Origin of the sequence: Pseudoalteromonas sp. BZA4 (assembly GCF_040104395.1) — a bacterium.
GTDB lineage: Bacteria > Pseudomonadota > Gammaproteobacteria > Enterobacterales > Alteromonadaceae > Pseudoalteromonas.
Genome location: NZ_JBECOT010000019.1, coordinates 30,065 through 53,148, shown reverse-complemented (window position 1 = coordinate 53,148; position 23,084 = coordinate 30,065). Strand labels below are relative to the sequence as shown.

22 protein-coding genes are annotated in these 23,084 nt (G+C 42.3%); 10 read left to right on the top strand and 12 right to left on the bottom strand.

The window, feature by feature from the left end; genetic code table 11:
- Positions 1-23 precede the first annotated feature (23 nt).
- Positions 24-1,115 (top strand): alkene reductase, encoded by a 1,092-nt coding sequence (locus ABMY41_RS10190; protein ID WP_349274608.1) that lies wholly within the window; start codon positions 24-26, stop codon positions 1,113-1,115.
- 4 nt (positions 1,116-1,119) lie between these two features.
- Here the strand turns inward: ABMY41_RS10190 and ABMY41_RS10185 are convergent, their stop codons facing one another.
- A complete protein-coding gene (locus ABMY41_RS10185; RefSeq protein WP_349274607.1) occupies positions 1,120-1,557 on the bottom strand; it encodes an acyltransferase in 438 nt (145 codons plus the stop codon).
- A 239-nt stretch (positions 1,558-1,796) separates the two neighbouring features.
- Between ABMY41_RS10185 and ABMY41_RS10180 the strand changes: the two genes are divergently transcribed.
- Complete coding sequence (locus ABMY41_RS10180) at positions 1,797-2,171, top strand: type II toxin-antitoxin system RelE/ParE family toxin (protein ID WP_289097878.1); 375 nt, start codon at positions 1,797-1,799, stop codon at positions 2,169-2,171.
- The gene (locus ABMY41_RS10175) at positions 2,164-2,466 is read left to right on the top strand and encodes a DNA-binding transcriptional regulator (protein WP_287242823.1); all 303 of its coding nucleotides are present in this window, start codon (positions 2,164-2,166) and stop codon (positions 2,464-2,466) included. Before ABMY41_RS10180 ends, ABMY41_RS10175 begins: the two co-directional genes overlap by 8 nt.
- Before the next feature lie 38 nt (positions 2,467-2,504).
- On the opposite strand, the gene hrpB is transcribed toward ABMY41_RS10175, so the two are convergent.
- Positions 2,505-4,925, bottom strand: a complete 2,421-nt coding sequence (gene hrpB, locus ABMY41_RS10170; protein ID WP_349274606.1) for an ATP-dependent helicase HrpB — start codon at positions 4,923-4,925, stop codon at positions 2,505-2,507.
- Between the two features lie 169 nt (positions 4,926-5,094).
- Between hrpB and ABMY41_RS10165 the strand changes: the two genes are divergently transcribed.
- Together ABMY41_RS10165 and ABMY41_RS10160 are read left to right on the top strand one after the other, a co-directional pair.
- Entirely contained in the window at positions 5,095-5,862 is a 768-nt protein-coding gene (locus ABMY41_RS10165) for a transporter substrate-binding domain-containing protein (RefSeq protein WP_349274605.1), read from the top strand.
- Positions 5,863-6,058: 196 nt separating this feature from the next.
- Positions 6,059-6,256 carry a CsbD family protein gene (locus ABMY41_RS10160; protein ID WP_054562286.1) on the top strand — a complete coding sequence of 66 codons (198 nt, stop codon included), beginning with the start codon at positions 6,059-6,061 and terminating at the stop codon, positions 6,254-6,256.
- 40 nt (positions 6,257-6,296) lie between these two features.
- Here the strand turns inward: ABMY41_RS10160 and ABMY41_RS10155 are convergent, their stop codons facing one another.
- From ABMY41_RS10155 to metA, 4 genes are all read right to left on the bottom strand, one after another.
- Positions 6,297-7,337, bottom strand: coding sequence for a GGDEF domain-containing protein (locus tag ABMY41_RS10155; protein ID WP_175080005.1), 1,041 nt, complete (start codon positions 7,335-7,337; stop codon positions 6,297-6,299).
- A gap of 178 nt (positions 7,338-7,515) precedes the next feature.
- Positions 7,516-10,146 (bottom strand): methionine synthase, encoded by a 2,631-nt coding sequence (gene metH, locus ABMY41_RS10150; protein WP_349274604.1) that lies wholly within the window; start codon positions 10,144-10,146, stop codon positions 7,516-7,518.
- A gap of 9 nt (positions 10,147-10,155) precedes the next feature.
- Positions 10,156-11,223, bottom strand: coding sequence for a homocysteine S-methyltransferase family protein (locus tag ABMY41_RS10145; RefSeq protein WP_220095033.1), 1,068 nt, complete (start codon positions 11,221-11,223; stop codon positions 10,156-10,158).
- On the bottom strand, positions 11,213-12,160 hold the full coding sequence (metA, locus tag ABMY41_RS10140) for a homoserine O-succinyltransferase (protein WP_274168398.1): 948 nt from the start codon (positions 12,158-12,160) through the stop codon (positions 11,213-11,215). The genes ABMY41_RS10145 and metA overlap by 11 nt, the downstream gene beginning before the upstream one ends.
- A 199-nt stretch (positions 12,161-12,359) precedes the next feature.
- Here metA and ettA point away from each other — a divergent pair, with 199 nt between their 5' ends.
- The 3 genes from ettA to ABMY41_RS10125 all read left to right on the top strand — a co-directional run bounded on the left by ettA (position 12,360) and on the right by ABMY41_RS10125 (position 15,476).
- Positions 12,360-14,033 carry an energy-dependent translational throttle protein EttA gene (gene ettA, locus ABMY41_RS10135; RefSeq protein ID WP_349274603.1) on the top strand — a complete coding sequence of 558 codons (1,674 nt, stop codon included), beginning with the start codon at positions 12,360-12,362 and terminating at the stop codon, positions 14,031-14,033.
- A gap of 115 nt (positions 14,034-14,148) precedes the next feature.
- Positions 14,149-14,514, top strand: coding sequence for a PilZ domain-containing protein (locus tag ABMY41_RS10130; protein WP_058586492.1), 366 nt, complete (start codon positions 14,149-14,151; stop codon positions 14,512-14,514).
- Between the two features lie 53 nt (positions 14,515-14,567).
- Positions 14,568-15,476: a histone deacetylase gene (locus ABMY41_RS10125; RefSeq protein ID WP_349274602.1), complete on the top strand. Its 909-nt coding sequence runs from the start codon at positions 14,568-14,570 to the stop codon at positions 15,474-15,476.
- A gap of 81 nt (positions 15,477-15,557) precedes the next feature.
- Here ABMY41_RS10125 and cyoE read toward each other — a convergent pair whose 3' ends face one another.
- The 6 genes from cyoE to ABMY41_RS10095 form a co-directional block, all read right to left on the bottom strand.
- Complete coding sequence (gene cyoE, locus ABMY41_RS10120) at positions 15,558-16,442, bottom strand: heme o synthase (RefSeq protein ID WP_054554292.1); 885 nt, start codon at positions 16,440-16,442, stop codon at positions 15,558-15,560.
- A gap of 141 nt (positions 16,443-16,583) precedes the next feature.
- Positions 16,584-16,943 carry a cytochrome o ubiquinol oxidase subunit IV gene (gene cyoD / locus ABMY41_RS10115; RefSeq protein ID WP_054562295.1) on the bottom strand — a complete coding sequence of 120 codons (360 nt, stop codon included), beginning with the start codon at positions 16,941-16,943 and terminating at the stop codon, positions 16,584-16,586.
- A complete protein-coding gene (gene cyoC, locus ABMY41_RS10110; RefSeq protein ID WP_287241744.1) occupies positions 16,943-17,578 on the bottom strand; it encodes a cytochrome o ubiquinol oxidase subunit III in 636 nt (211 codons plus the stop codon). The genes cyoD and cyoC overlap by 1 nt, the downstream gene beginning before the upstream one ends.
- A complete protein-coding gene (gene cyoB / locus ABMY41_RS10105; protein ID WP_054554289.1) occupies positions 17,575-19,563 on the bottom strand; it encodes a cytochrome o ubiquinol oxidase subunit I in 1,989 nt (662 codons plus the stop codon). Before cyoB ends, cyoC begins: the two co-directional genes overlap by 4 nt.
- A 2-nt stretch (positions 19,564-19,565) precedes the next feature.
- A complete protein-coding gene (gene cyoA / locus ABMY41_RS10100) occupies positions 19,566-20,480 on the bottom strand; it encodes a ubiquinol oxidase subunit II (RefSeq protein WP_054562298.1) in 915 nt (304 codons plus the stop codon).
- 239 nt (positions 20,481-20,719) lie between these two features.
- A complete protein-coding gene (locus tag ABMY41_RS10095) occupies positions 20,720-21,139 on the bottom strand; it encodes a hypothetical protein (protein ID WP_055197879.1) in 420 nt (139 codons plus the stop codon).
- Between the two features lie 415 nt (positions 21,140-21,554).
- On the opposite strand from ABMY41_RS10095, the gene ABMY41_RS10090 reads away from it, so the two are divergent.
- Both ABMY41_RS10090 and ABMY41_RS10085 read left to right on the top strand, forming a co-directional pair.
- Entirely contained in the window at positions 21,555-22,325 is a 771-nt protein-coding gene (locus ABMY41_RS10090) for a M14 family zinc carboxypeptidase (RefSeq protein WP_349274601.1), read from the top strand.
- A 263-nt stretch (positions 22,326-22,588) separates the two neighbouring features.
- Complete coding sequence (locus ABMY41_RS10085) at positions 22,589-22,909, top strand: hypothetical protein (RefSeq protein ID WP_349274600.1); 321 nt, start codon at positions 22,589-22,591, stop codon at positions 22,907-22,909.
- Positions 22,910-23,084: the final 175 nt, after the last annotated feature.

The following is a 23,084-nucleotide window of genomic DNA, read 5'->3' as shown; positions in this document are numbered from 1 at the left end:
ATATTCGCTTTCAAGGAGCCGTAATGAACAAATTATTCGATACCGTACAACTTGCCGGTCATACATTAAAAAACCGCATTGTTATGCCACCGATGACCCGCTCTCGCTCATCACAACCGGGTGATATCGCCAATGAGTTAATGGCCAACTACTATGCACAGCGTGCCAGCGCTGGCTTAATTATCAGCGAAGGCACACAAATATCAGCCCTAGGTAAGGGTTATGCTTGGACACCGGGTATTTATACTGCCGAGCAAATTGCAGGTTGGAAAAAAGTAACCGACAAAGTTCATCAAGCTGGTGGCGTTATGTTCGCTCAGCTTTGGCATGTTGGCCGAGTGTCTCACCCAAGTAACACAGGTGGCGAGCAACCAATTGCGCCATCTGCTATTGCAGCGAAAGACGTTAAAGTTTTTATTGATGAAGATGACAAACCTGACTTTGTTGCCACAGCACAGCCACGTGCAATGAGTCATGACGACATCAAACATGTTATAAACGAATACCGTCAAGCTGCTCGTAATGCAGTTGATGCAGGGTTTGATGGTATTGAACTTCACGCTGCCAATGGTTATTTAATTAATCAATTTATTGATTCAGAGTCGAACCAACGTACTGATGAATACGGCGGCAGTTTAGAAAACCGCTTACGCTTTTTACAACAAGTGACACAAGTGGTATGTGATGAAATTGGCGCTGAGCGTGTTGGCGTGCGCCTTGCTCCACTCACAACCCTCAATGGTACGGTCGATGATAACCCGTTTGAAACCTATATTGGCGCAGCAAAAGTACTCAATGAACTCAACGTTGCTTACCTGCACATTGCCGAAGCTGATTGGGATGATGCGCCATTAATGGAGCAAAGTTTTAAGCAAGCGCTACGTGAAAACTATGCTGGATTAATGATTTATGCAGGCAAATACACTGGCGAGAAAGCAGAGCAAGCATTAGCCGCAGGCTGGGCTGATTTAATAGGTTTTGGCCGCCCGTTTGTTGCAAACCCAGATCTGCCAGCGCGCATTGAACAAGGCATTGAACTGGCTCAGCATGATCCAGATACCTTATTTGGAGGCGGTGCTAAAGGCTACACTGACTACCCTTTAGCAACGCAGTAACGCGCTAAAAAAGGTGGCTCGTCAACCAATAGCTCAATACAATAAAGCTGATGTTGGCGAGCGCTCTTAACAACCAAGGAGCAGAGCTAAACTGTATTTGGCTGTACTTACTTACTAATACCAAAGCGCCCATCACTGTAAACCAAGGAGTAAAAAAGAATAGTGGCTTTAACTTCACTAAACTCACAGCTAAATCGTGCAGCGCCCCACTGACGGCAAAAGTAACAGCAAGGGCACACCAAGCCGGCATAATGTCATTGCAAGGCTTCATCACATACCCAGATAAGTAATAGCTCCACACCGGATTCCAATATCGCCAAAAAAGATAAAACGAACTCGCACCCAGCGAGCGTGTCAGCATATTGCGCAACGAATCTTTATGGCCAAGAGGCACACCTGTGCGTTTTTTAACGTATTGAGCAAGGGTAATAGCTGCAGACACCGACTTTCTCTTTTTTACTAATGACTAATTCAGACTACTAAACAACCAACAAAAGAGAAACCCAAACAAGGCTTGAAATTGTAACGGTTTATTTTATTCGTATTGGTTTTGCGCAGATAGATAGCTGATAATCACCCATTACTTCTGCTATCAACATTAGAGGGACACCAATGAAAACCTCATTATCATTGATTGGCTACTGAGTGAAACATTGAAAGTGTACCCTAACGGAGTATACTATGATTTATAAAACAAAGGATTTTGTTTCGCGCACGAAAAAAGAAAGCCTATCTGATGCTGATTTAATAAACGCTTGCAAAGAGATGTCAGCAGGCCTTTACGATGCAGACCTAGGTGGTAATGTCTATAAAAAGCGCGTAGCCATAGGCAGTAAAGGAAAAAGAACTGGTTATAGAACTATCGTCGGGGCGGTAATTGGTGATAAATATTTCTTTCTCTATGCGTTTGCTAAAAACGCTAGAGCTAATATAAATGCTAAAGAAAAATTAGCATTAAAAGAGTTAGCAAAAGAGTTTATTCGATTTTCCCAAAGTGAACTTAAACAACTAGTCGATGATGGCGAACTTTTAATTGTAGGTGATGATCATGAGTGACATATTAAAGTCAGTTCACAAAACAGTGAGTGGATTAAAAAAGTCAGGAGTTATAGACAAAACGACGATGCGTAAATTTGACGCATTGTGCCTTACAAATGTTCATGAGTTTACCCCCGAACAAGTTCGTAATTTAAGACTGAAGTACAACCTCTCTCAACCGGTCTTTGCTCAATACTTAAATGTCAGTGACAAGTTAGTTAAAAAATGGGAGCAAGGTGATAGCTCACCAAGAGGAGCAGCATTGAAAATGCTCACTCTGGCAGAGCAAAAAGGGTTAGAAGTAATCGCTTAAGCCTAATCCAAAGCGCTGTAAAACTCATTTCATTAAAATCACATCTTACTTTTTACTTTATTAGTCGCTTGGCTGGTGGCAGGGCTGTCTGGCCAAAAATGTTTTGGGTAACGCCCTTTCATTTCTTTTTGCACATCGCGGTAACTTGTTTGCCAAAAGTTAGCTAAGTCTTGAGTTAACTGCAGCGGCCGCCTCGCTGGTGATAATAGCTCCATTAATAATGGCAGTTTACCTTGGGCCAGCAAAGGCGTGCTGGTCATGCCATACACTTCTTGCATGCGCACACTTAGCTTCGCAGGACCATCTAGCTGATAGGTCACTTTTACATTTGAACCACTTGGCACCGTTAATCGTAAGGGGAGCAATTCATTCAATAAACTTTGCTGCTGCCAATCAAAACAGCTTTTAATCGCTTCGCTGTAATTGAACTTTTTTAATTGCTCAAGGTTTTTAATATCATCCAAATAAGGTGCAAGCCATTGGCTATCGGCAATTAAATCATCATGATTTAAACACGGGAATGACTCTGGTAACAGCTTACTTGCCAAACTCATTCGAATAAGTAACTGCTCACTATCGGGCTGTTCATTAAATAACGAAAAGCCCCGCTTACTAAATAAATTTAACCAAGCTTTGGTGCGCTCGTTTTTATCTAGTGGCTGTTTACTTGGCTGACTCGCTATGGTGATGGCACCCAGCTTAAGCTCATCTTGATGGATAAAACGCCCTGCTTTTTCATCGTATTCGCAGCGAGTTTGCTCAGTAAATAAATGCGAAAGCTCATCTTCAAGCTCACTTGGCATAAAGGCAACAGCGGCAAAAACACGGTTTCCCTTATGGCCGCCCATATGCGCAATGGCAATATAGTCATCGTTATGCCAAAACTCCTCACTTAAATCGGCGCCTGCACCATTGGCAAGTAAATAACCATTACCGCGCTTTTTGGCTAGGCGGTCAGGAAAGGCAAGTGCCACCAGCAGCGACAAGTACTCTGTTTTAAGCTCATTAACCGGCTTGAGTTGCAAGCGCGATAGCCAATAATTTAATTGCTGCTTAAATACTGGGTGCGGTTTGCTGTGCTGACTATGCAATGCCAAATTAAGATCCGCTGGCATACTAATGCGGCTTTCAAGCAGTGCAGTTAAATACCCCGCTAATACATAAATACCAGACATGTGCTGCTCTAGTTGCTTTGCCTTAATGAGCATATGCGAGAGGCGAATATCGGCTCCATAGCTCAGCATTTGGCTGCCAAGAGGTGTCAGCTTTTCATTTTCATCAATGGCTTCGAGCATTTTTAAAAGTGCCGTTGCTTGTTTAATCTGCTGGCTACTAGGTGGGTCGAGTAAGCTAAGCTCAGCAAGTGATGCCCCCCACTGCTTTGCCTCTAATAACAACTGACTAATATCACTGGTCAAAATTTCTGGCGCATCATGGCTATTACGGCGCTCAAAAGTTTGTTTAGAACCTAATCGATACACAACCCCCGGCTCAATTCGCCCAGCACGACCAGCGCGCTGTATGGCTGAAGAACGAGAGATGCTTTGCGTAACAAGCTCTGTAACACCGGTTTTTAAATTGAAATTGGCAGCACGACGTTTGCCGCTATCTACCACAATGCGTATTCCTTCAATGGTCAAACTGGTTTCAGCGACATTGGTGGTTAATACCACTTTGCGTTTGCCATTTTTAGGAGGCGCGATAGCAGCTTGTTGCTCGTTTTTATTTTGCTCACCATACAAGCTAAATACTTCGACGCTATCACCTAAATCATTTAAAGACTGCTGAACGCGCATGATTTCACGCTGCCCTGGCAAAAATACTAAAGCACTGCCCGTTTGCTCACTAAGCGCCTGTTTTATTACTGCAGGTATGTCATCGAGCCAGCGGCTTTCGTCTTTAAGTGGAATATACACTTCATCAATGGGGTAGCTTCGTCCTTGTGATGAGATGATAGGACAGCTGAAAAACTCACTGTAACGTTCGCCGTCTAAGGTTGCCGACATCAGTAAGATTTTTAAATCATCGCGAAGTGCAGCCTGTGTTTCGAGGGCAAATGCCAAAGCCGTATCTGCGGCAATTGAGCGCTCGTGAAACTCATCAAAAATAAGTAAGTCTACATCACTAAGCTCTGGGTCATTTTGCAACATACGCGTCAGCATGCCTTCAGTGACAATTTCGAGTTTAGTTGTAGAACTTACTTTTGATTCACCACGAATGCGTAAGCCGACACTGTCACCGACTTTTTCATTTTGCTGGCTTGCCAAATACTGGGCAATATTGCGTGCGGCCAGTCGTCTTGGCTCTAACATAACAATGCGTTTAAAGTGCCCTTCGCGCATTAGGGTAAGAGGCAGCCATGTCGATTTACCCGCTCCCGGTGGCGCTTGCAATAAGGCCATTGGGTTACTCTGTAATGTGGTTAACAGGGATTGATAAATATCTTGAACTGGCAGCACGTTAGGTATCTCTTACTTTCTTTTCGCGCATTGTATCAAAAAACTAAAAATTGCGATGGCTATAGGCTTATTTTCTATCTCGGGCTTTAGAAGTGAAAACATTGCATTCTGCCAGTTTAGACTTATTCTTGATTAAACGACCAAACAAAAATCAGAATAAGGAATTAACTTGTTCAGGATTTACACCCGTATTTTAATCACCTTGCTACTTTTAGTTTTCCCGTTTCAAAAAGCGTTTAGTCAGCAAAAAATTACGGTTGCACTTGGCAATACACTACCCCCTTGGGTCATGGTTGAAGACAACACAGGCATTATTCCTGACTTACTTCGTGCAACACTCGGTGTTCACGGTTATCAAATACACTTTGTCTACGTTCCCTATGCAAGGCGGATCCCTTTGTATACTGAGAACTTTGTTGATGTTGTGTCTGATATTAATGAAAAAGTTATCGAAACCCATCAAATGAGCGGTTACTTTTCAGATATTGCTTACAGCTACGAGAACTTTGCTTTTAGTCTGGCCAAGCAAAACCTGCAGCTTAGTTCAATTGCACAATTAAAACACTTTAGTGTTCTTGCATGGCAAGGTGCAAAAGAATTACTCTCACCAGAATATCAAGCAATGGCCAGAGAAAACCCACAATACGCAGAAACCTATGATCAGCTTGCACAAGTACAGCTTTTGTATCGAGAGCGCTACGAAGTGATCCAGATGGACGGTAAAATTTTTGATTATTATCGAGCGTTAATTAATATCAATGATGAAATTGATGTCTCTAAACCTGTGCAACGATTTGCGTTATTTGGCAAAAACCCCAGTGGCTTTTTATTTCGAGACGAAGCCTTAAGAGATCTGTTTAACGAGAACTTGCGTAAACTAAAATCAACTGAAGAATACACGCGGATAATCAATCGCTATACATCTAAGAGCCACTAAGTATCTAAAAACTAGCGCAACAGAAAATATTACAGGCTGATGCTAAAAACTACGTAGTAATTGCAAACTTTTAAATTCCACTCATTATATGCAAAGACACAAAAAAACTATAAATCAATGAGTTAACAAGTTACACCAAATTGGTACAGCGATTGCTCTTACTAAGATGAATGTTTAACAAAGTAAGGAGATTATGATGAACAGCGATCGTTTAGAAGGCAATTGGAAAGAGCTTAAAGGTAAAGCACAACGTAAATGGGGTGACCTTACCGATGATGATTTAGATAAAATTGAAGGTAGCCGTAAAGAGCTGGTTGGTAAACTTCAGCAAAAATACGGTAAATCTAAGGAAGAAGCTGAGCGTGAAGTCAGCGACTTTGAAAAAAGCCATTAATTTGAGCAATCAATAAAGCCGCTAATTGCGGCTTTATTTATCAAGCAGGCTCATGCTTTGCTAAATCGACTTCAGCAACCGTTTGATTTTTACCTTGCGATTTAGCGCGGTAAAGCCGTTTATCAGCAATGTTCAAACAATGATCCATGCTCTCATCAGCAACGCGCACGTACAAGCCAATACTTAAGGTGACATTAAAACGATGCTGGCCGCTCGTAAATGGCTTTTCAGCAAGCTTCTTATGGATTTTTTCAGCGACTTTTCTGGCTCTAAGCTCATACCCTGTTGGGATCACAATTAAAAACTCTTCGCCGCCCCAACGGGAAATAACATCGTCTTCTGTGCACACGTTTTTAAATACATCAGCAAAAAATATCAGCACCTCATCGCCCACTTGATGACCGTAGGTATCGTTGATTTGCTTAAAGTTATCAACATCCATCAGCAAGAACACAGCCCCTTCGCCAAAGCGCTTATCTTGCAAGCATTCAGTTGTGTAGCGACGGTTAGCGAGTTCTGTCATTGCGTCAGTGCGAGCAAGCTTTTGATTAAGCTTAAGTTGCTCCATTAACTGCAAACTGTATTTGTTGCGGTAATATTCGTAGAAGCCAGCCAAAATACATAAAATCGAGAAACACAGCATGACACGTGTAGGAAAGTAATGACTCGGATAACTGTAATAACCAAATTGATCGGTAAAATAGAAAAGCACCGAGATAATAATGGCAAGCAAGATAAGATCGAACGCTCCGCGCTTTAAGCCACGAATAAAAAAGGTCACAGGAGATACGATAAACAGCCATAACGGCCCAGTGCCATTGCTCCCTCCTGAGACGATTAAAAAACACATCATCGAATAGAGGGCGTACAGCATAAGTACTGCGATGGTTTCGTCACGATTTTTAATAACGAAAGGTGAGGCAAACACAAAGCCGCCAATAATCAATAAATAGCTAAGGGCATGGTAACCATCTTGATAGCTAGTGATCGCCATTAAAAACGAGGTAATCGAACCAATAAATGCAAAAACACGTAAAAATCGTGCTTTATCTTTGTCACTTGCATTCACTGTATCAATCACAATTTCACCTTAGATTTCTTGATCAATCTCAATAATTTTAACACAAATATTTAAAATAGAAGGAATTTGCCAGTATTAAAACAATTAAAAAGAAAAAAGTATGATAAAAAATGAGCATAAAAAACGAGCCATTTGGGGCTCGTTTTTAATTTAAACAAAAGCTAATAACTAAAGGTTATTATTCTGGTTCATAGCCCAAATTAGGCGACAACCAACGCTCAGCGTCTGCAAGAGTCATGTTGGTACGCTTAGCGTAATCTTCAACCTGATCTTTTTGAATTTGCGCCACTGCATAGTACTTAGCTTCAGGGTGAGAAAAATACCAACCAGAAACCGCCGCCCCCGGCCACATTGCATATGAACTGGTTAGCTTCATGCCAATACGCTGTTCGGTATCAAGTAACTGCCAGATTTTCTTCTTCTCTGTATGTTCAGGACAAGCAGGATAACCTGGCGCTGGGCGAATACCTTGGTAGTTTTCACGAATAAGTTCATCGTTCGATAGGTTTTCATCTACCGCATAGCCCCAATACTCTTTACGCACTTGCTCATGTAAGTACTCTGCAAATGCTTCTGCTAAACGGTCTGCAACGGCTTTAACCATGATCTTATTATAATCATCTTGCTTAGCATCGAAGGCATCGGCAAGGTCGTCTTCTTCAAGACCACCAGTAACCGCAAAAGCACCAAAGTAATCAGGAGTGCCTTTTGGCGCAATATAATCAGCTAAACAATAGTTAGCAAAGTCGGTTTTTTCAGTTTGCTGACGTAAATGACACGATGTAGTTAAAAGCGTTGTACGCGACTCATCGGTGTAAATCTCAATGTCATCTCCTACTCGGTTTGCAGGGAATAAACCAATGACACCTAAAGGTTGCAGCGCACCTGATTGCTCAAGCTCATCAAGCATTGCGTTGGCATCAGCGAATAAGCTTTTAGCCTGTTCACCTACAATTTCATCTTCAAGAATACGTGGGTACTTACCAGCGATTGACCACGTCATGAAATAAGGTGTCCAGTCGATGTACTGTCTTAACGTCGCAATCGAAACATCTTTAAACTCAGTCACACCCAGCTTTTTCGGCACAGGTGGCGTGTAGTTATCCCAATCGAGTTTTACTGCGTTGTCGCGAGCACGCTGTAAAGTAACGGGTTTTGAGCGTGGCTTTTTACGTGCTTGTTGTTCACGTACTTTTTCATACTCACCCTTGGTTTTCTCTAAAAATGCCGGCTTTAACTCTTTCGACAATAAATTAGAAACCACACCCACAGCGCGGCTGGCGTTATTTACGTAAACCACACCTTTATCATACTGAGGCTCAATTTTAACCGCGGTATGCGCTTTAGAGGTTGTTGCACCACCAATCAGTAACGGTAATTCAAAACCACGACGAGTCATTTCTTTCGCAACATGTACCATTTCATCAAGTGATGGGGTAATCAGCCCTGATAAACCAATAATGTCGGCTTTTTCGTCTATGGCGGTTTGCAAGATTTTCTCTGCCGGCACCATCACACCAAGGTCGATAACCTCGTAGTTATTACATTGCAGTACCACGCCTACAATATTCTTACCAATGTCGTGTACGTCGCCCTTAACGGTTGCCATAACCACTTTACCATTGGTTGCGCCCTCTTCTTTTTCAGCTTCAATGAAAGGGTCAAGATAGGCAACGGCGCGCTTCATCACACGAGCTGACTTAACAACCTGAGGTAAGAACATTTTACCCGCACCGAATAAGTCACCTACTACGTTCATGCCGTCCATAAGCGGGCCTTCGATCACTTCGATAGGCTTAGCTTTGCTCTTGCGGCACTCTTCGGTATCTTCGTCGATGTACTCGGTAATGCCTTTTACTAACGCATGTTCAAGGCGCTTTTCGACAGGCCAAGTACGCCACTCTAAATCTTCTACTTTCTCTGCTTGTGCCATACCTGAGTATTTTGGTGCAAGTTCAACAAGTCGCTCACCAGCACCTGGGTCGGTATTGAGGATCACATCTTCTACAGCTTTGCGCAGCTCTTCGGGGATATCGTCGTAAACCGCTAACTGACCCGCATTAACAATGCCCATGTCCATACCCGCTTTAATCGCGTGGTATAAAAACACAGAGTGAATAGCTTCACGAACTGGGTTATTACCACGGAACGAGAACGACACATTCGATACACCGCCCGACACTTTACAGTGCGGTAAGCCTTGCTTAATTCGACGCGTACCTTCAATAAACTCAACAGCGTAGTTATCGTGCTCTTCAATGCCCGTTGCGACGGCAAAAATGTTCGGGTCAAAAATAATGTCTTCTGGCGGAAAGCCAATATCATCAACGAGTATTTTGTAACTACGCTGACAAATCTCGAACTTACGATCAGCAGTTTCAGCTTGCCCGGTTTCATCAAACGCCATTACAACCGCAGCAGCACCAAAGCGTTTAATTAGCTTAGCTTGGCGAATAAATGGCTCTTCACCTTCTTTAAGTGAAATTGAGTTAACAATGGCCTTACCTTGAATACACTTTAAGCCTGCTTCAATCACGTCCCATTTAGATGAGTCGACCATGATAGGTACTTTTGAGATATCAGGCTCTGAGGCAATTAAGTTTAAAAACTTTACCATCGCCGCTTTCGAGTCCAACATGGCTTCATCCATGTTGATATCAATTACTTGCGCGCCATTTTCTACTTGTTCACGGGCAACATCGAGAGCGGTCTCGTAATCTTCTTCCATGATCAAGCGCTTAAACTTAGCCGAGCCTGTTACATTGGTACGCTCACCGACGTTAGTAAATACAGCAATTTGGTCAGTCATGTCGGTTTCCTAGTTTAAGTTACACGCTTCAAGGCCCGATAAGCGCATACGCACTTCAAGCTCAGGTAATTGGCGAGGTTTAACACCTTCAAGGCCTTTCGCAAACGCCTTAATATGAGCCGGTGTGGTGCCACAACAACCACCTACAATATTGATAAAGCCAGACTTGCCCCAATCAATAATTTCTTGGGCCATTTCAGGAGCTTCTAAATCATATTCGCCAAACTCGTTCGGTAAACCTGCATTTGGATGCACCGAGGTAAAGGTTTCACAAACGCGCGATAACTCTTCAACATACTGGCGCAGTAAGTCAGGGCCAAGGGCGCAGTTAAGGCCGATTGATAGCGGTTTAATATGGCGAATTGAGTTATAAAATGCTTCTGTGGTTTGCCCTGATAAAGTTCGGCCAGAGGCATCGGTAATGGTGCCTGAGATCATCACAGGTAAACTACGACCAGCTAGTTCGAATGCTTCTTCCACAGCAAACGAAGCCGCTTTTGCATTAAGGGTATCAAAGATGGTTTCTATTAAAATAAGGTCAGCACCACCTTCCATTAATGCCAGTGTTGACTCAACATACGCAGCCACCAGCTTATCAAAGTTGATATTACGATAACCTGGGTCATTTACATCTGGTGAAATAGAACAGGTTTTTGACGTTGGCCCAAGCACACCGGCTACATAACGCGGTTTGCTAGGATCTTTTGCTTCAAGTTCATCACACACGCTGCGTGCAAGCTTCGCTGACTCGAGGTTGATTTCGCGGCTAAGGCTCGCCATATCGTAATCTTCCATCGAAATAGTCGTGGCATTAAAGGTATTCGTTTCGATGATATCAGCACCGGCTTCTAAGTAAGCACGGTGAATATCAGCAATGATTTTTGGCTGAGTTAGGCTTAATAAATCGTTATTGCCTTTAATAAGTACATGCCAGTCTTTAAAGCGCTCACCGCGATAATCCTGTTCTTCTAACTTATATTCTTGGATCATGGTGCCCATCGCGCCATCGAGGATTAAAATTCGCTGTTTTAGCGCCTCGGTTAATTGTTCGCGTTTATTCACTGCATTACTCGGCATAGTTGTTAGTCCTTACATCTTGGCTAACTAAGTTAATATCATACGGTGTAGTTTGGTACACATAATAGTTTAACCAATTCGAAAACAATAAAAAGGCATGGCTTTGCCACGTTTTCGACGGTTCGTTGTCTGGGTTATCGTCAGGGAAGTAATTTTCTGGCTTAGGTGCATCCGCTGATTTTTCTTGGTCGCGTAAATACTCCCCTTTTAAGGTATGAGCATCGTACTCTGGATGGCCAGTAATATACACTTGGCTACCTGATTTATTTTTAATTAAGTAGGCACCTACTCGCTCTGATCCGGCTAACACTACCAGCTCTTCGCAGGCAGTGATCTTATCGATATCAATATGACCATAACGAGAATGTGGCACTAAAAAGGTATCATCAAAGCCACGCGTTAGCGCTGCGTGGTCAAAATAGCTTTTATGGGTAAATACGCCACTGAGTTTGTTTGGTTTCAGATCACGTTTAAGGCCATAGTGATGATAAAGCCCAGCATGGGCCGCCCAACACGAAAACAGCGTAGACGTCACATGCTGCTCTGCCCAATCTAAAATAACTTTTAGTTCGTCCCAGTAAGCAACTTCGTCATATTCTAAATGAGCAAGCGGCGCGCCCGTTATGATCATGGCATCGTAGTTATTATCTTTCACTTCTGAAAAATAACGATAAAACGTATCCATGTGCTGCTCAGAGTTACTACTGGTGCGATGGGTATCTAAGCGCAACAGCTCAACATTAACTTGCAGCGGTGAGTTTGCTAACAAGCGAATAAACTGCACTTCGGTTTCAACTTTGTTTGGCATTAAGTTTAAGATGGCCAAACGCATTGGGCGGATTTCTTGCGTTTTAGCACGACTTTTTGGCATTACAAACACGTTTTCTTGACGTAACTTTGCAATGGCAGGCAATTCATCTTTTACTGTAATGGGCATAGCTGGCTCCGAGCATACTTATCTGACTGCTAATTATGAACGGATAGTTAGAAATTTCAACCTCTAGATGTTTAGATGTCCAAATGAATTTTATTTGTTTGAAAGCAAAGCCCATAAAAGCCTGTTTCGTTGACGTATACGCGACAGAGCCTCTACAATATACGCTGTTAATTTTTCTTATAAATTGAAGGCTCCTTTCATGGTGTTACCAGATAAGTTTATATTCTCGATGAGTCGAGTTTCTAAGGTTGTGCCACCTAAGCGCACTATCTTAAAAGATATTTCTTTACACTTTTTCCCAGGCGCAAAAATTGGTGTGCTAGGTCTAAACGGTGCAGGTAAATCAACGTTACTTCGCATTATGGCTGGTGTTGACCAAGACTTTGAAGGTGAAGCTCGCCCTCAACCAGGCACTAAAATCGGTTACTTACCGCAAGAACCTGTACTAGACGAAAGCAAAACAGTTCGCGAAACAGTAGAAGAAGCAGTAAGCGAAGTTAAAAATGCACTAAACCGCCTTGATGAAGTATACAACGAGTATGCAATGGACGGTGCTGACTTTGATGCACTTGCGAAAGAGCAAGGCGAACTTGAAGCTATCATCCAAGCACACGATGGTCACAATATCGACAACGTGTTAGAGCGTGCAGCTGATGCATTACGCCTTCCACCTTGGGATGCAAAAATTGAACACCTTTCGGGTGGTGAGCGTCGCCGTGTTGCGATCTGTCGTTTACTACTTGAAAAACCAGATATGCTTATTCTTGACGAACCAACCAACCACTTAGACGCTGAGTCAGTTGCTTGGTTAGAGCGCTTCTTACACGACTACGAAGGTACCGTGGTTGCTGTAACCCACGACCGTTACTTCTTAGATAACGTAGCAGGTTGGATTTTAGAGCTTGACCGTGGTGAAGGTATTCCTTGGGAAGGTAACTATTCATCGTGGCTTGAGCAAAAAGATTTACGTTTACAACAAGAACAGAAATCTGAAAAAGCACGTCAAAAATCAATCGCGCAAGAACTTGAATGGGTTCGTTCAAACCCGAAAGGCCGTCAAGCTAAGTCTAAAGCACGTATGGCACAGTTCTCTGAGCTTCAACAAAACGATTACCAAAAGCGTAACGAAACGAATGAACTATTCATTCCACCGGGTCCACGTTTAGGTGACCAAGTTATCGAAGTGAAAGGCCTGAAGAAGAGCTTTGGCGACCGTGTATTAATCGATGACTTAAACTTTGCAATGCCGAAAGGCGCTATCGTAGGTATTATCGGTGCCAATGGTGCGGGTAAATCAACGCTATTTAAAATGCTAAGTGGTGAAGAAAAGCCAGATAGCGGTGAGATCATTGTTGGTGACACTGTTGAGCTTGCAACGGTTGATCAGTTCCGTGGCGACATGGACGAAAGCAACACTGTTTTCCAAGAAATCTCTAACGGCCAAGACGTATTAAAAATTGGTAACTTTGAATTCCCAAGCCGTGCCTATGTTGGCCGCTTTAACTTCAAAGGTAATGACCAACAAAAATTCGTTAAAGACCTATCAGGTGGTGAGCGCAACCGTTTACACCTAGCTAAGTTACTAAAAGCTGGTGGTAACGTATTACTACTGGATGAGCCAACCAATGACCTAGACGTTGAAACACTACGTGCACTTGAGAACGCTATTTTAGAGTTCCCTGGCTGTGTAATGTGTATCTCGCATGACCGTTGGTTCCTTGACCGTATTGCTACACATATTCTTGATTACCGTGATGAAGGCCAAATTAACTTCTTCGATGGTAACTACACAGAATACGAAGAGTGGTTGAAGAAAACCTTAGGCGCCGAAGCAGCACAACCCAAGCGTATTAAATACAAAAAAATTGGCTAATTAGCTGATACTCAAAAAGCCCCTACCTAGGGGCTTTTTTGTTGCATTAAGCTTTACTATCACTCGCTCCATTATGATCTATACTCATTAGGTAACTAAAGTGGGGGATACAGCTATGAATGAACGCAGAGAGTTTTCGCGGGTATTATTTTCTTGCCCTGCGATCCTTCGTATCGAAGATAACGACTATCACTGTCAGTTACTTGATTTATCTTTGCAAGGTGCGCTCATTACTAAAAGTGATTCATTTTTAGTACCTATTCATAGTAAAGCTGACTTAATCTTTACCCTGCCAGAGTCAACTATCGAGATTAAAATGCAAGTGGAGCTGTGCCATGTTGAGCATCAGCATGCAGGCCTTCGCTGCGAACATATCGATATTGATAGTATTACTCACTTAAAACGATTGATTGAGCTCAATCTGGGTGATGAGGCACTATTACATCGCGAGTTAGCTCATTTAATTCACACACCAGAGTAAACATTTGTCGGTAGATTCGTTATGCTGTAGCAAATTCAGCTATTCAATGAGCTATGCAGTTAAATCCCCACTTACCCTTGGTGTATCACCCAAATTACTCGTTTAGTTTCGATCCTAACCATCGCTTTGTGATGAGTAAGTTTGCTTATTTATATGAGCATGTACAAAACCTTGGATTAATAAATGACAACCTAACTCAACCGATGCTTGGCAGCCCTGAGCCCCTTGAATTAGTGCACTGCGAAAACTATATCCACGACCTTTGGCACAACCGCTTAGATGAAAAAGCGATGCGCCGTATTGGCTTACCTTGGTCAAAAGAGCTGATGGCACGTACCTTTACCGCGCCTCTGGGCACCTTACAAACAGCACGTTTAGCCCTTAAACATGGCATTGCTTGTCACTTAGCGGGGGGCACTCATCATGCCCATACTGATTTTGGCTCAGGCTATTGCATGGTAAACGACCTCGCTTTCACCAGCGAAACCCTGATAAAAAGTGGTGAAGTAACCAATATACTTATTTTTGATTTAGATGTTCATCAAGGTGATGGTACCGCAGCAATGCTGGCTCATCAGCCCTATGCTTATACCTGCTCTATTCACTGTGAAAAGAATTTTCCGTTTCGAAAATCAGCCAGCGATTTAGACATAGGTTTAGCACAGAATGTCGCTGATAGTGAATACCTAGGCGTTGTTGACGATACGCTGAGTTATTTATTAAACACCCTAAACCCAGATTTAGTGCTTTATGATGCAGGTGTTGATGTATGGCAGCAAGATGGCTTAGGAAAACTTGATATAAGCTGGCAAGGGATAGCACAACGGGACCATTTAGTTCTCAAACGTTGCCTTGAGCACAATGTACCTGTCGCAACAGTAATTGGTGGTGGTTATGATAAAGACCATCGCCGTTTAGCGGCTCGTCATGGCATTGTGGTAGAGCAAGCTGCTCGATTTTAAAAACGAAAAAGAAAAAAGGCCCGGTGGAGAAAAAACCGGGCCTTTGCTACTGTAACATTGGGATATGTTAGCAACTTTTTTCTAAGTTAAAACAAGTAGCTGTGGAGCTACCGAATGGTAATCTAAAGCCATCGCTATGCTCAAAACCGTGATGTTTACAATTGAAAAAGCAAACACTTGGCGCGCCCAGCCGCTGACGTCAATATTGCGACGATAGCCACGAAGCGCCATTAGCAACCACCAAAAACTCGTTGTACAGGCTACAGCCATAAAGGCTAAACCTGTATAACCACTAATGGTTAATAACATCACAACCAACGCATACACGGCGATATATAAAACAATGTGATGCTTTGCCTTCTCGATCCCCTGCGCTACTGGTAACACAGGAATTCTGGCCGCTTGGTAGTCGTTATAACGAAAGATTGCAATTGCATATGAATGAGGCATTTGCCATAGACTAAACATAACCAATAAAATCACAGCACCAGCATCAAACTGCCCAGTTACGGCACAATAACCCACTACAGGTGGTACTGCGCCAGATAAGCTTCCTACAAAGGTGCCGTACACAGAACGACGTTTCATATATAAGCTGTACACACCGACGTAGATGACGTAACCAAAAGTAGCAAATAAGAGTGCCACTACGTTGGTATACACAGCTAATAACCCGAAACCAATAACACCAAGCACGATGCCATGTGCCATAGCCGCCTTTGCTGACATTTCGCCAGTCACTGTGACGCGTTTGCGAGTGCGCGCCATAGCAACATCAATATCACGATCAATTACGTTATTGATCGCGCATCCTGATGCCACTACTAAAGATAACCCTAGTAAGGTTGCGATCATTAACCATGGGTCAATATCACCGCGAGAGGCTAGCAAGAATCCCCCCGCGACAGAGATCAAATTGCCCATGATAATGCCAGGTTTAGTGACATTTAAATAACGTCGAAACACTTCCTCGACTCCTCTAATTTTCAGCACAAACGCAATATTACGAAAGAAACTAGTTAGTAACAGACTGTGAGAACTGGAGACACAACCTCAGACTAACCAGCTCCTTTCGTAAATCTTTTACCAAATACCAAGTAATTGTTATTAGTACATCATCATGGCGTTCGATTCGTAGATGATCCACACCGATAAACCAACCACCATTACAATGATTAAAGCACTAAAGATAAACGACAATGAACTTGCCTTGCCGTCTTCAGTTTTGAAGTTTAGGTGTAAGAAATATTTCAAATGCACCCAAATTTGCACAATTGCCATGCTCACGATGCACCATGCAGTGGTCGTTTTAGAAAACGAACCACTCATTACAGCCCAAAATGGAATAGCCGTTAAAACCACAGACAGTAGAAAACCAATTAAATAGTCTTTAACGCTGCCATGCGATTGTTCATTATGTGCATGAACTTCTAAGTTATTAATTACATGTGATTCACTGTGACTCATTACATTGCTCCCATTAAATAAACAACGGTAAATACACAGATCCACACCACATCTAAGAAGTGCCAGAATAAGCTTAAACAACTTAGGCGTGTCACTGTTTGTGGGTTTAAACCACGGCGCACAACTTCAATCATCAGGACAGTCATCCAAATAAGACCGGCTGTTACGTGAAGACCGTGTAAGCCCACTAAAGAGAAGAACGATGTTAAAAAGGCACTTTGCTGAGGGCCATTACCATGCGCAATTAGGTGATGGAATTCGTACACTTCCATACCAATAAACACTGCACCAAAGGCAAAGGTAACTAGCAACCAAGTTAATGTAGCCGCCTTTTTCTGCCCGTGAGCAGAAATCATCGCAAAACCAAAAGTGATACTACTGAGTAGTAGAGCTGCAGTTTCAACCGCAACAAAATCAAGTTCAAAAATGTCTTTACCCGACACACCGCCAGCAGTGTTCATGAACAATACTGCGTAGGTTGCAAAGAATGATGCAAACAACAGGCAGTCGGTCATAAGGTATAGCCAGAAACCAAATACGGTGTTACCACCTGTATCGTGGTGCTCATGGTCATGTGCATCGACATGACCGTGTGCGCCGTTTAAGGTGTCGAGTCCTGCAGAAATGGTAGTCATGCATTCACCTCCTTCGTAGCGGCTGTATTGTGAGCCGTTTCTAGTTCAACAATTTCATCTGGTTGCACGTAGTAATCAACATCGCTGGTATAACAACGCTTGATGAACACCACGATAGCCCCCAGTAAACCAAAGGCTGCAAGCCACCAAATGTGCCAGATCATGGCAAAACAGAAGGTTGTTAAAGCTGCGCTCATTAATACACCTGCCGATGTATTTTTTGGCATATGAATTGGGCTATAAGAGGCTTCTTGCTTGTAAGCTAAGCCTTTTTCTTTCATGTCTGTCCACGCATCGATGTCATCAACATGTGGGATTTTCGCAAAGTTGTAGTACTGCGGAGGTGAAGCAGACGCCCACTCAAGAGTATGACCATTCCACGGATCGCCCGTTGTATCATCAAGTTGCTCGCGGTTTTTGAAGCTCACTACAAGTTGCACAACTTGGAACAAGATACCGAACATAATGATCACCGCACCGCCAGCTGCAATGTATAACCAAATGTTCCAATCAGGGTTGTTTGTGTGGTTTAAGCGACGTGTCATACCTAAGAAACCAAGTACGTATAACGGCATAAATGCCACGAAGAAACCAATTAACCAGCACCAGAAAGATCGTCTGCCCCAGCTCTCGTCAAGTTTGAAGCCCATTGCTTTAGGGAACCAAAACGCAAAACCAGCTAAATAACCAAATACCGCACCGCCAATGATGGTGTTATGGAAGTGAGCGATTAAGAATAAGCTGTTATGTAATACGTAGTCAGCACCAGGAATAGCAAGTAACACGCCGGTCATACCACCGATAGTGAACGTCACCATAAAACCTAAAGTCCAAAGGACAGGCACAGTAATACGTAAACGACCACGATACATAGTGAATAACCAGTTAAACAACTTAACCCCGGTCGGTACCGCGATAACCATGGTCATAACACCAAAGAAGGCATTAACGTTAGCGCTTGAGCCCATAGTAAAGAAGTGGTGAAGCCAAACGATGAAACCTAAAATTGAAATTGCACCACTTGCGTAAACCATCGACTTATAACCAAACAGGCGTTTACCAGCAAACGTTGAGATAACTTCTGAGAAAATACCAAACGCAGGTAAGATCAGAATGTAAACTTCAGGGTGACCCCACGCCCAGAATAAGTTGATGTACATCATCGCGTTACCACCTAATTCATTCGTGAAGAAGTGGAAATCGAGATAACGATCAAGCGTTAACATAGCCAGTACAGCAGTTAAAATTGGGAACGATGCTGCAATTAAGATATTTGCCCACGTACATGCCCAAGTAAAAATAGGCATTTTCATTAATGTCATGCCTGGTGCACGCATTTTAAATACAGTCGCTAAGAAGTTTACCGATGTTAATAAGGTACCCAAGCCGGATATCTGCAAGGCCCATATATAATAGTCGACCCCGACACCTGGACTGAATGACAACTCTGACAACGGTGGATATGCCACCCAACCCGTTTTCGCAAACTCACCAAAGAATAATGAGATATTGATTAGGATTGCGCCGCCAGCAGTTAACCAAAAGCTAAGGTTATTTAAGAATGGGAATGCAACATCACGGGCACCAATTTGTAGCGGTAAGATGATGTTCATTAAACCAATCATAAACGGCATCGCCATAAAGATGATCATGATCACCCCGTGTGCCGTAAAGATTTGGTCATAGTGCTCTGGTGGTAAGTAACCACTTGCACCGCCGGTAGCCATTGCTAATTGCAGTCGCATCATAATGGCATCCGCGAAACCACGGAAAAGCATGATAAGCGCAAGAATGATGTACATGACACCTAAACGCTTATGGTCAATTGAGGTGATCCAGTCGTGCCAAATCACGCCCCACTTTTTATATTTTGTTACTAAGCCTGCCACTAACAGACCTAAGACAGCAACAACCGTCATGGTAACCATGATAATTGGTTCATGAAACGGGATTGCGTCTAATGTTAATTTACCTAACAACGACATGATTATTCCTCGTCCTCGCTGTGTTTCTTATGAGCTGAGTGCTCTGGCATAGCGTGTTGCATTGCACCGTGAGAGCCATGCGCTTGCATATATTTCATTACGATTGAATGGAACATATCTTTATCTACGCTGGCATAGTATTTAACTGGGTCGTATTCACTTGGTTTTGCAAGTTCAACATAGCTTTGCTTAGTCAATGCAGAACCAGTATTTTTTACTTTGTTTACCCAAGCATCGAAATCAGCTTCTGTGGCTGTTGCAATGGCATCGAACTTCATACCAGTGAAACCTGCACCACTGTAGTTAGCAGAAAAGCCTTTAAAAGTACCCGGCTCATCAGCGATTAAGTGAAGCTTTGTTTCCATACCGGCCATTGAGTAAATTTGGCTACCAAGCTGTGGAATGAAAAACGAGTTCATGGTGCTTTCTGAGGTGATCTTGTACTGCACTGGCACATTGGCAGGAAAAACAAGCTCATTCACTGTGGCGATGCCTTGCTCTGGATAAATGAATAGCCATTTCCAGTTCAAAGAAACAACCTCAACAGTAAGGTGCTTACCTTTACCCTCAAGTGGTTTATATGGGTCAAGTTGTTGCGTTGACTGCCACGTGATCACACCTAAAATCGCAACGATGATGATAGGAATGGTCCAAACTACAGCTTCAATCTTATTAGAGTGCGCCCACTTTGGAGCGTAAATTTCTTGATCTCGTCCATCACGGTATTTCCATGCAAAATAAATTGTCATGGCAATAACTGGAATCACAACAATCAGCATTAACACCGTAGCTACGATAATTAAATACTTCTCGTCGACACCAATTTGACCTTTTGGATCGAGTACCCCGCCTTTACAGCCAGACAAAGCCAGCACTAAAGACGCTAGAGCAATATTACAAAGGTTTCGAATTGACAAAGGAATATCCTACAACCTAAAAGTTAACACTTGTCGAAATAAGAACACGACGCTTTTCTGCAACAGATGCTACAGATATCCCTCGGCTGAATAACGAGCACGACAAAAAGGCACGCTAAAAAGTGAGGGATTTTATTAGGTTGGCTGACTGAAATTTGGGCGTAAAAATCCCACTAGGTGCTTAGTAAAGACAACTTAGAAAATGACTAAAATGGCTGAACTTAAGCAACAAAGCTTATTTACAGACAACCACTTACACGAGGAGGAGCACGACAGCCATGAGCGCTGTGTACTACTAAAGACTTTATCGTTTCACGCGCAGCGAAGGCCGCTTTACGTAAAATGACACCTGCACGACGCGCAGGGAAGAAATGGAAGACCAACCAGCATAAACCAATAAGTAATTGGCAAGACACCACAGGGTAAGCTAAAAAACTCAACACATTAAGCAACGGTGTTTCGTATAAAGCACCTTCGCTTAATAAGCTTCTTAGCCCTTGAGCATCTTCTAATGTACCGTTGATTAGCATGGCTGAATTAATCAGCAACAAGGCTAAAACTGACATTAGCTCTTTACCAGCAAAAAACGCACGCGCAGCCAATTGCAATCTAGCTAAGCTAGACTGTTTGACACCTTGTGACTGATTAATTGCTCGCAAAACTCACGCCTTTTTATCGCTTTTACTGCATTTTAGGTAAATGACTTACCCTATTTTTTAATGCGGTATCATGATCTTCATCAATAAAGTTTCAGTAATTACTGAAATTTCGATGTAGAGTATAACAAAGTCAACAGACGGTACAAGTAGAATTTAACAGCACACGGTTAAGTCTTATTTAGCCATTTGATAACAAACTGTAAAAAAACAAAATCATTAAAGCTAAGTAATTAAAAGTAATACTGTATTTTATATAGCGAAAAGCAATGAAGAAAAAGAAAATAGCATAAAAATAGCGATTTAAAGCATACTTAGTCAGTAGCAATCGAAGATTTAATACTGAACAAGGATTAGCCAAACCATTAAAAATATAATATTCTAAAGAATACCAAAATAAAGAATAAAAGAGATAATTATGCGTCAATATGCACTTGCCACAGCCCTTTTAGTATTAAGTAACACGACATTTGCAAGTACGATTGAAGACACCGCTGTAGCAGGCTTAGATAAACCTGCGATTTACTACGCCGATATAGAGCCCCACCTAAAAAACGCAGCAAAACACCGAAGCGTTACACTAAAACAATTAGGCACCTCTTTCCAAGGACAGGCACTTAACTCTCTTAAAATCGGCACAGGCCCAATCAAAGTGATGATGTGGAGCCAAATGCATGGCGACGAAAACACAGCTACTGCCGCACTAATGGATTTTTTAAGCTTTATAACTGCCGATGAAAACGCACAATGGCTAGAAAAATGGCAACAGAAAATAACCCTTCTCATTATCCCTATGGTGAACCCGGATGGCGCTGCTGTTCAAACCCGCCATAATGCACAAGGTATTGATTTAAATCGTGATGCAAAAGCTCTTCGCACAAAAGAAGGGCAAATACTCATGGCTGCGGCAGATGCATTCAAACCTGACTTTGGCTTTAACTTACATGATCAGAATACCTATTACGGTGCAGGTAAAATGGGAAAACAAGCCACCATTTCAGTGCTAGCACCCGCCTATAATGAAGCAAGAGAAGTAAATAAAAGTCGTGGTGAGGCTATGCAGTTTATTGCCCACTTAGCCAAAACGGTTGAATCAATGATCCCGGGGCACTTAGGCAAGTACAACGACAGTTACTCTTACCGTAGTTTTGGAGATACTTTTTCGGAAAAGGTATCCGAACTATATTAATTGAATCAGGCGCTTACCCAAACGACCCAAATCGCCAAATAGCACGTAAGGTTAACCGTGTTTTATATAAAAAGGCTATTGATTCAATAACTTCACAGGAATGGAAAAGCGCTAAAATTGCCCAGTACCACGCTATTCCATTTAATACTAAAGACAATTGGGTAGACTTACTAATAGACGATGTAACAGTAAAGAGTGAACTTGGCGATTACCAGATAGATATTGTAATAAACAACAAAGGACAGTCACCCATTATTAAAGAGTTGGGGGATATAAGCAGTATCCGCCAAGGTTACACGAGTTTAGATGCAAGCAGCCTGAACTTTAAGGTAGGTAACAGCTTTGTTTTAAATGAGTCGTTAACGCTTACCGAAAATAAATATAAAGAGCTTTTAATACAAGGGTATAGTTGCTTTTCTGGCGATATTAATATGCTAGAAAACGCCACAAATTGGCCAGTTTACGCATGCAAAAGTGTATTTACATCAATACCTTCACTTCATGCACCTGCCGCCTTTTTCTTACAAGCAAATGGCAAAAATAAGTACGCAGTTTTAGGAGCTGAGCTAATTAATTTAGATTAAACACGATTTAAAAAGACAGGCACTGTTAAAAGTGCCTGTTAAATCTCCAAATACCTTAAATTTGTTACCTAAAATAATCTTTGTGTAGGCAAACTATCCTATTAGCTTAATTTAACAATAAAAACTAAGATAAAAGATTTGGCTTTATGAGAATTAAAAGCATAAGTTAGCTGCA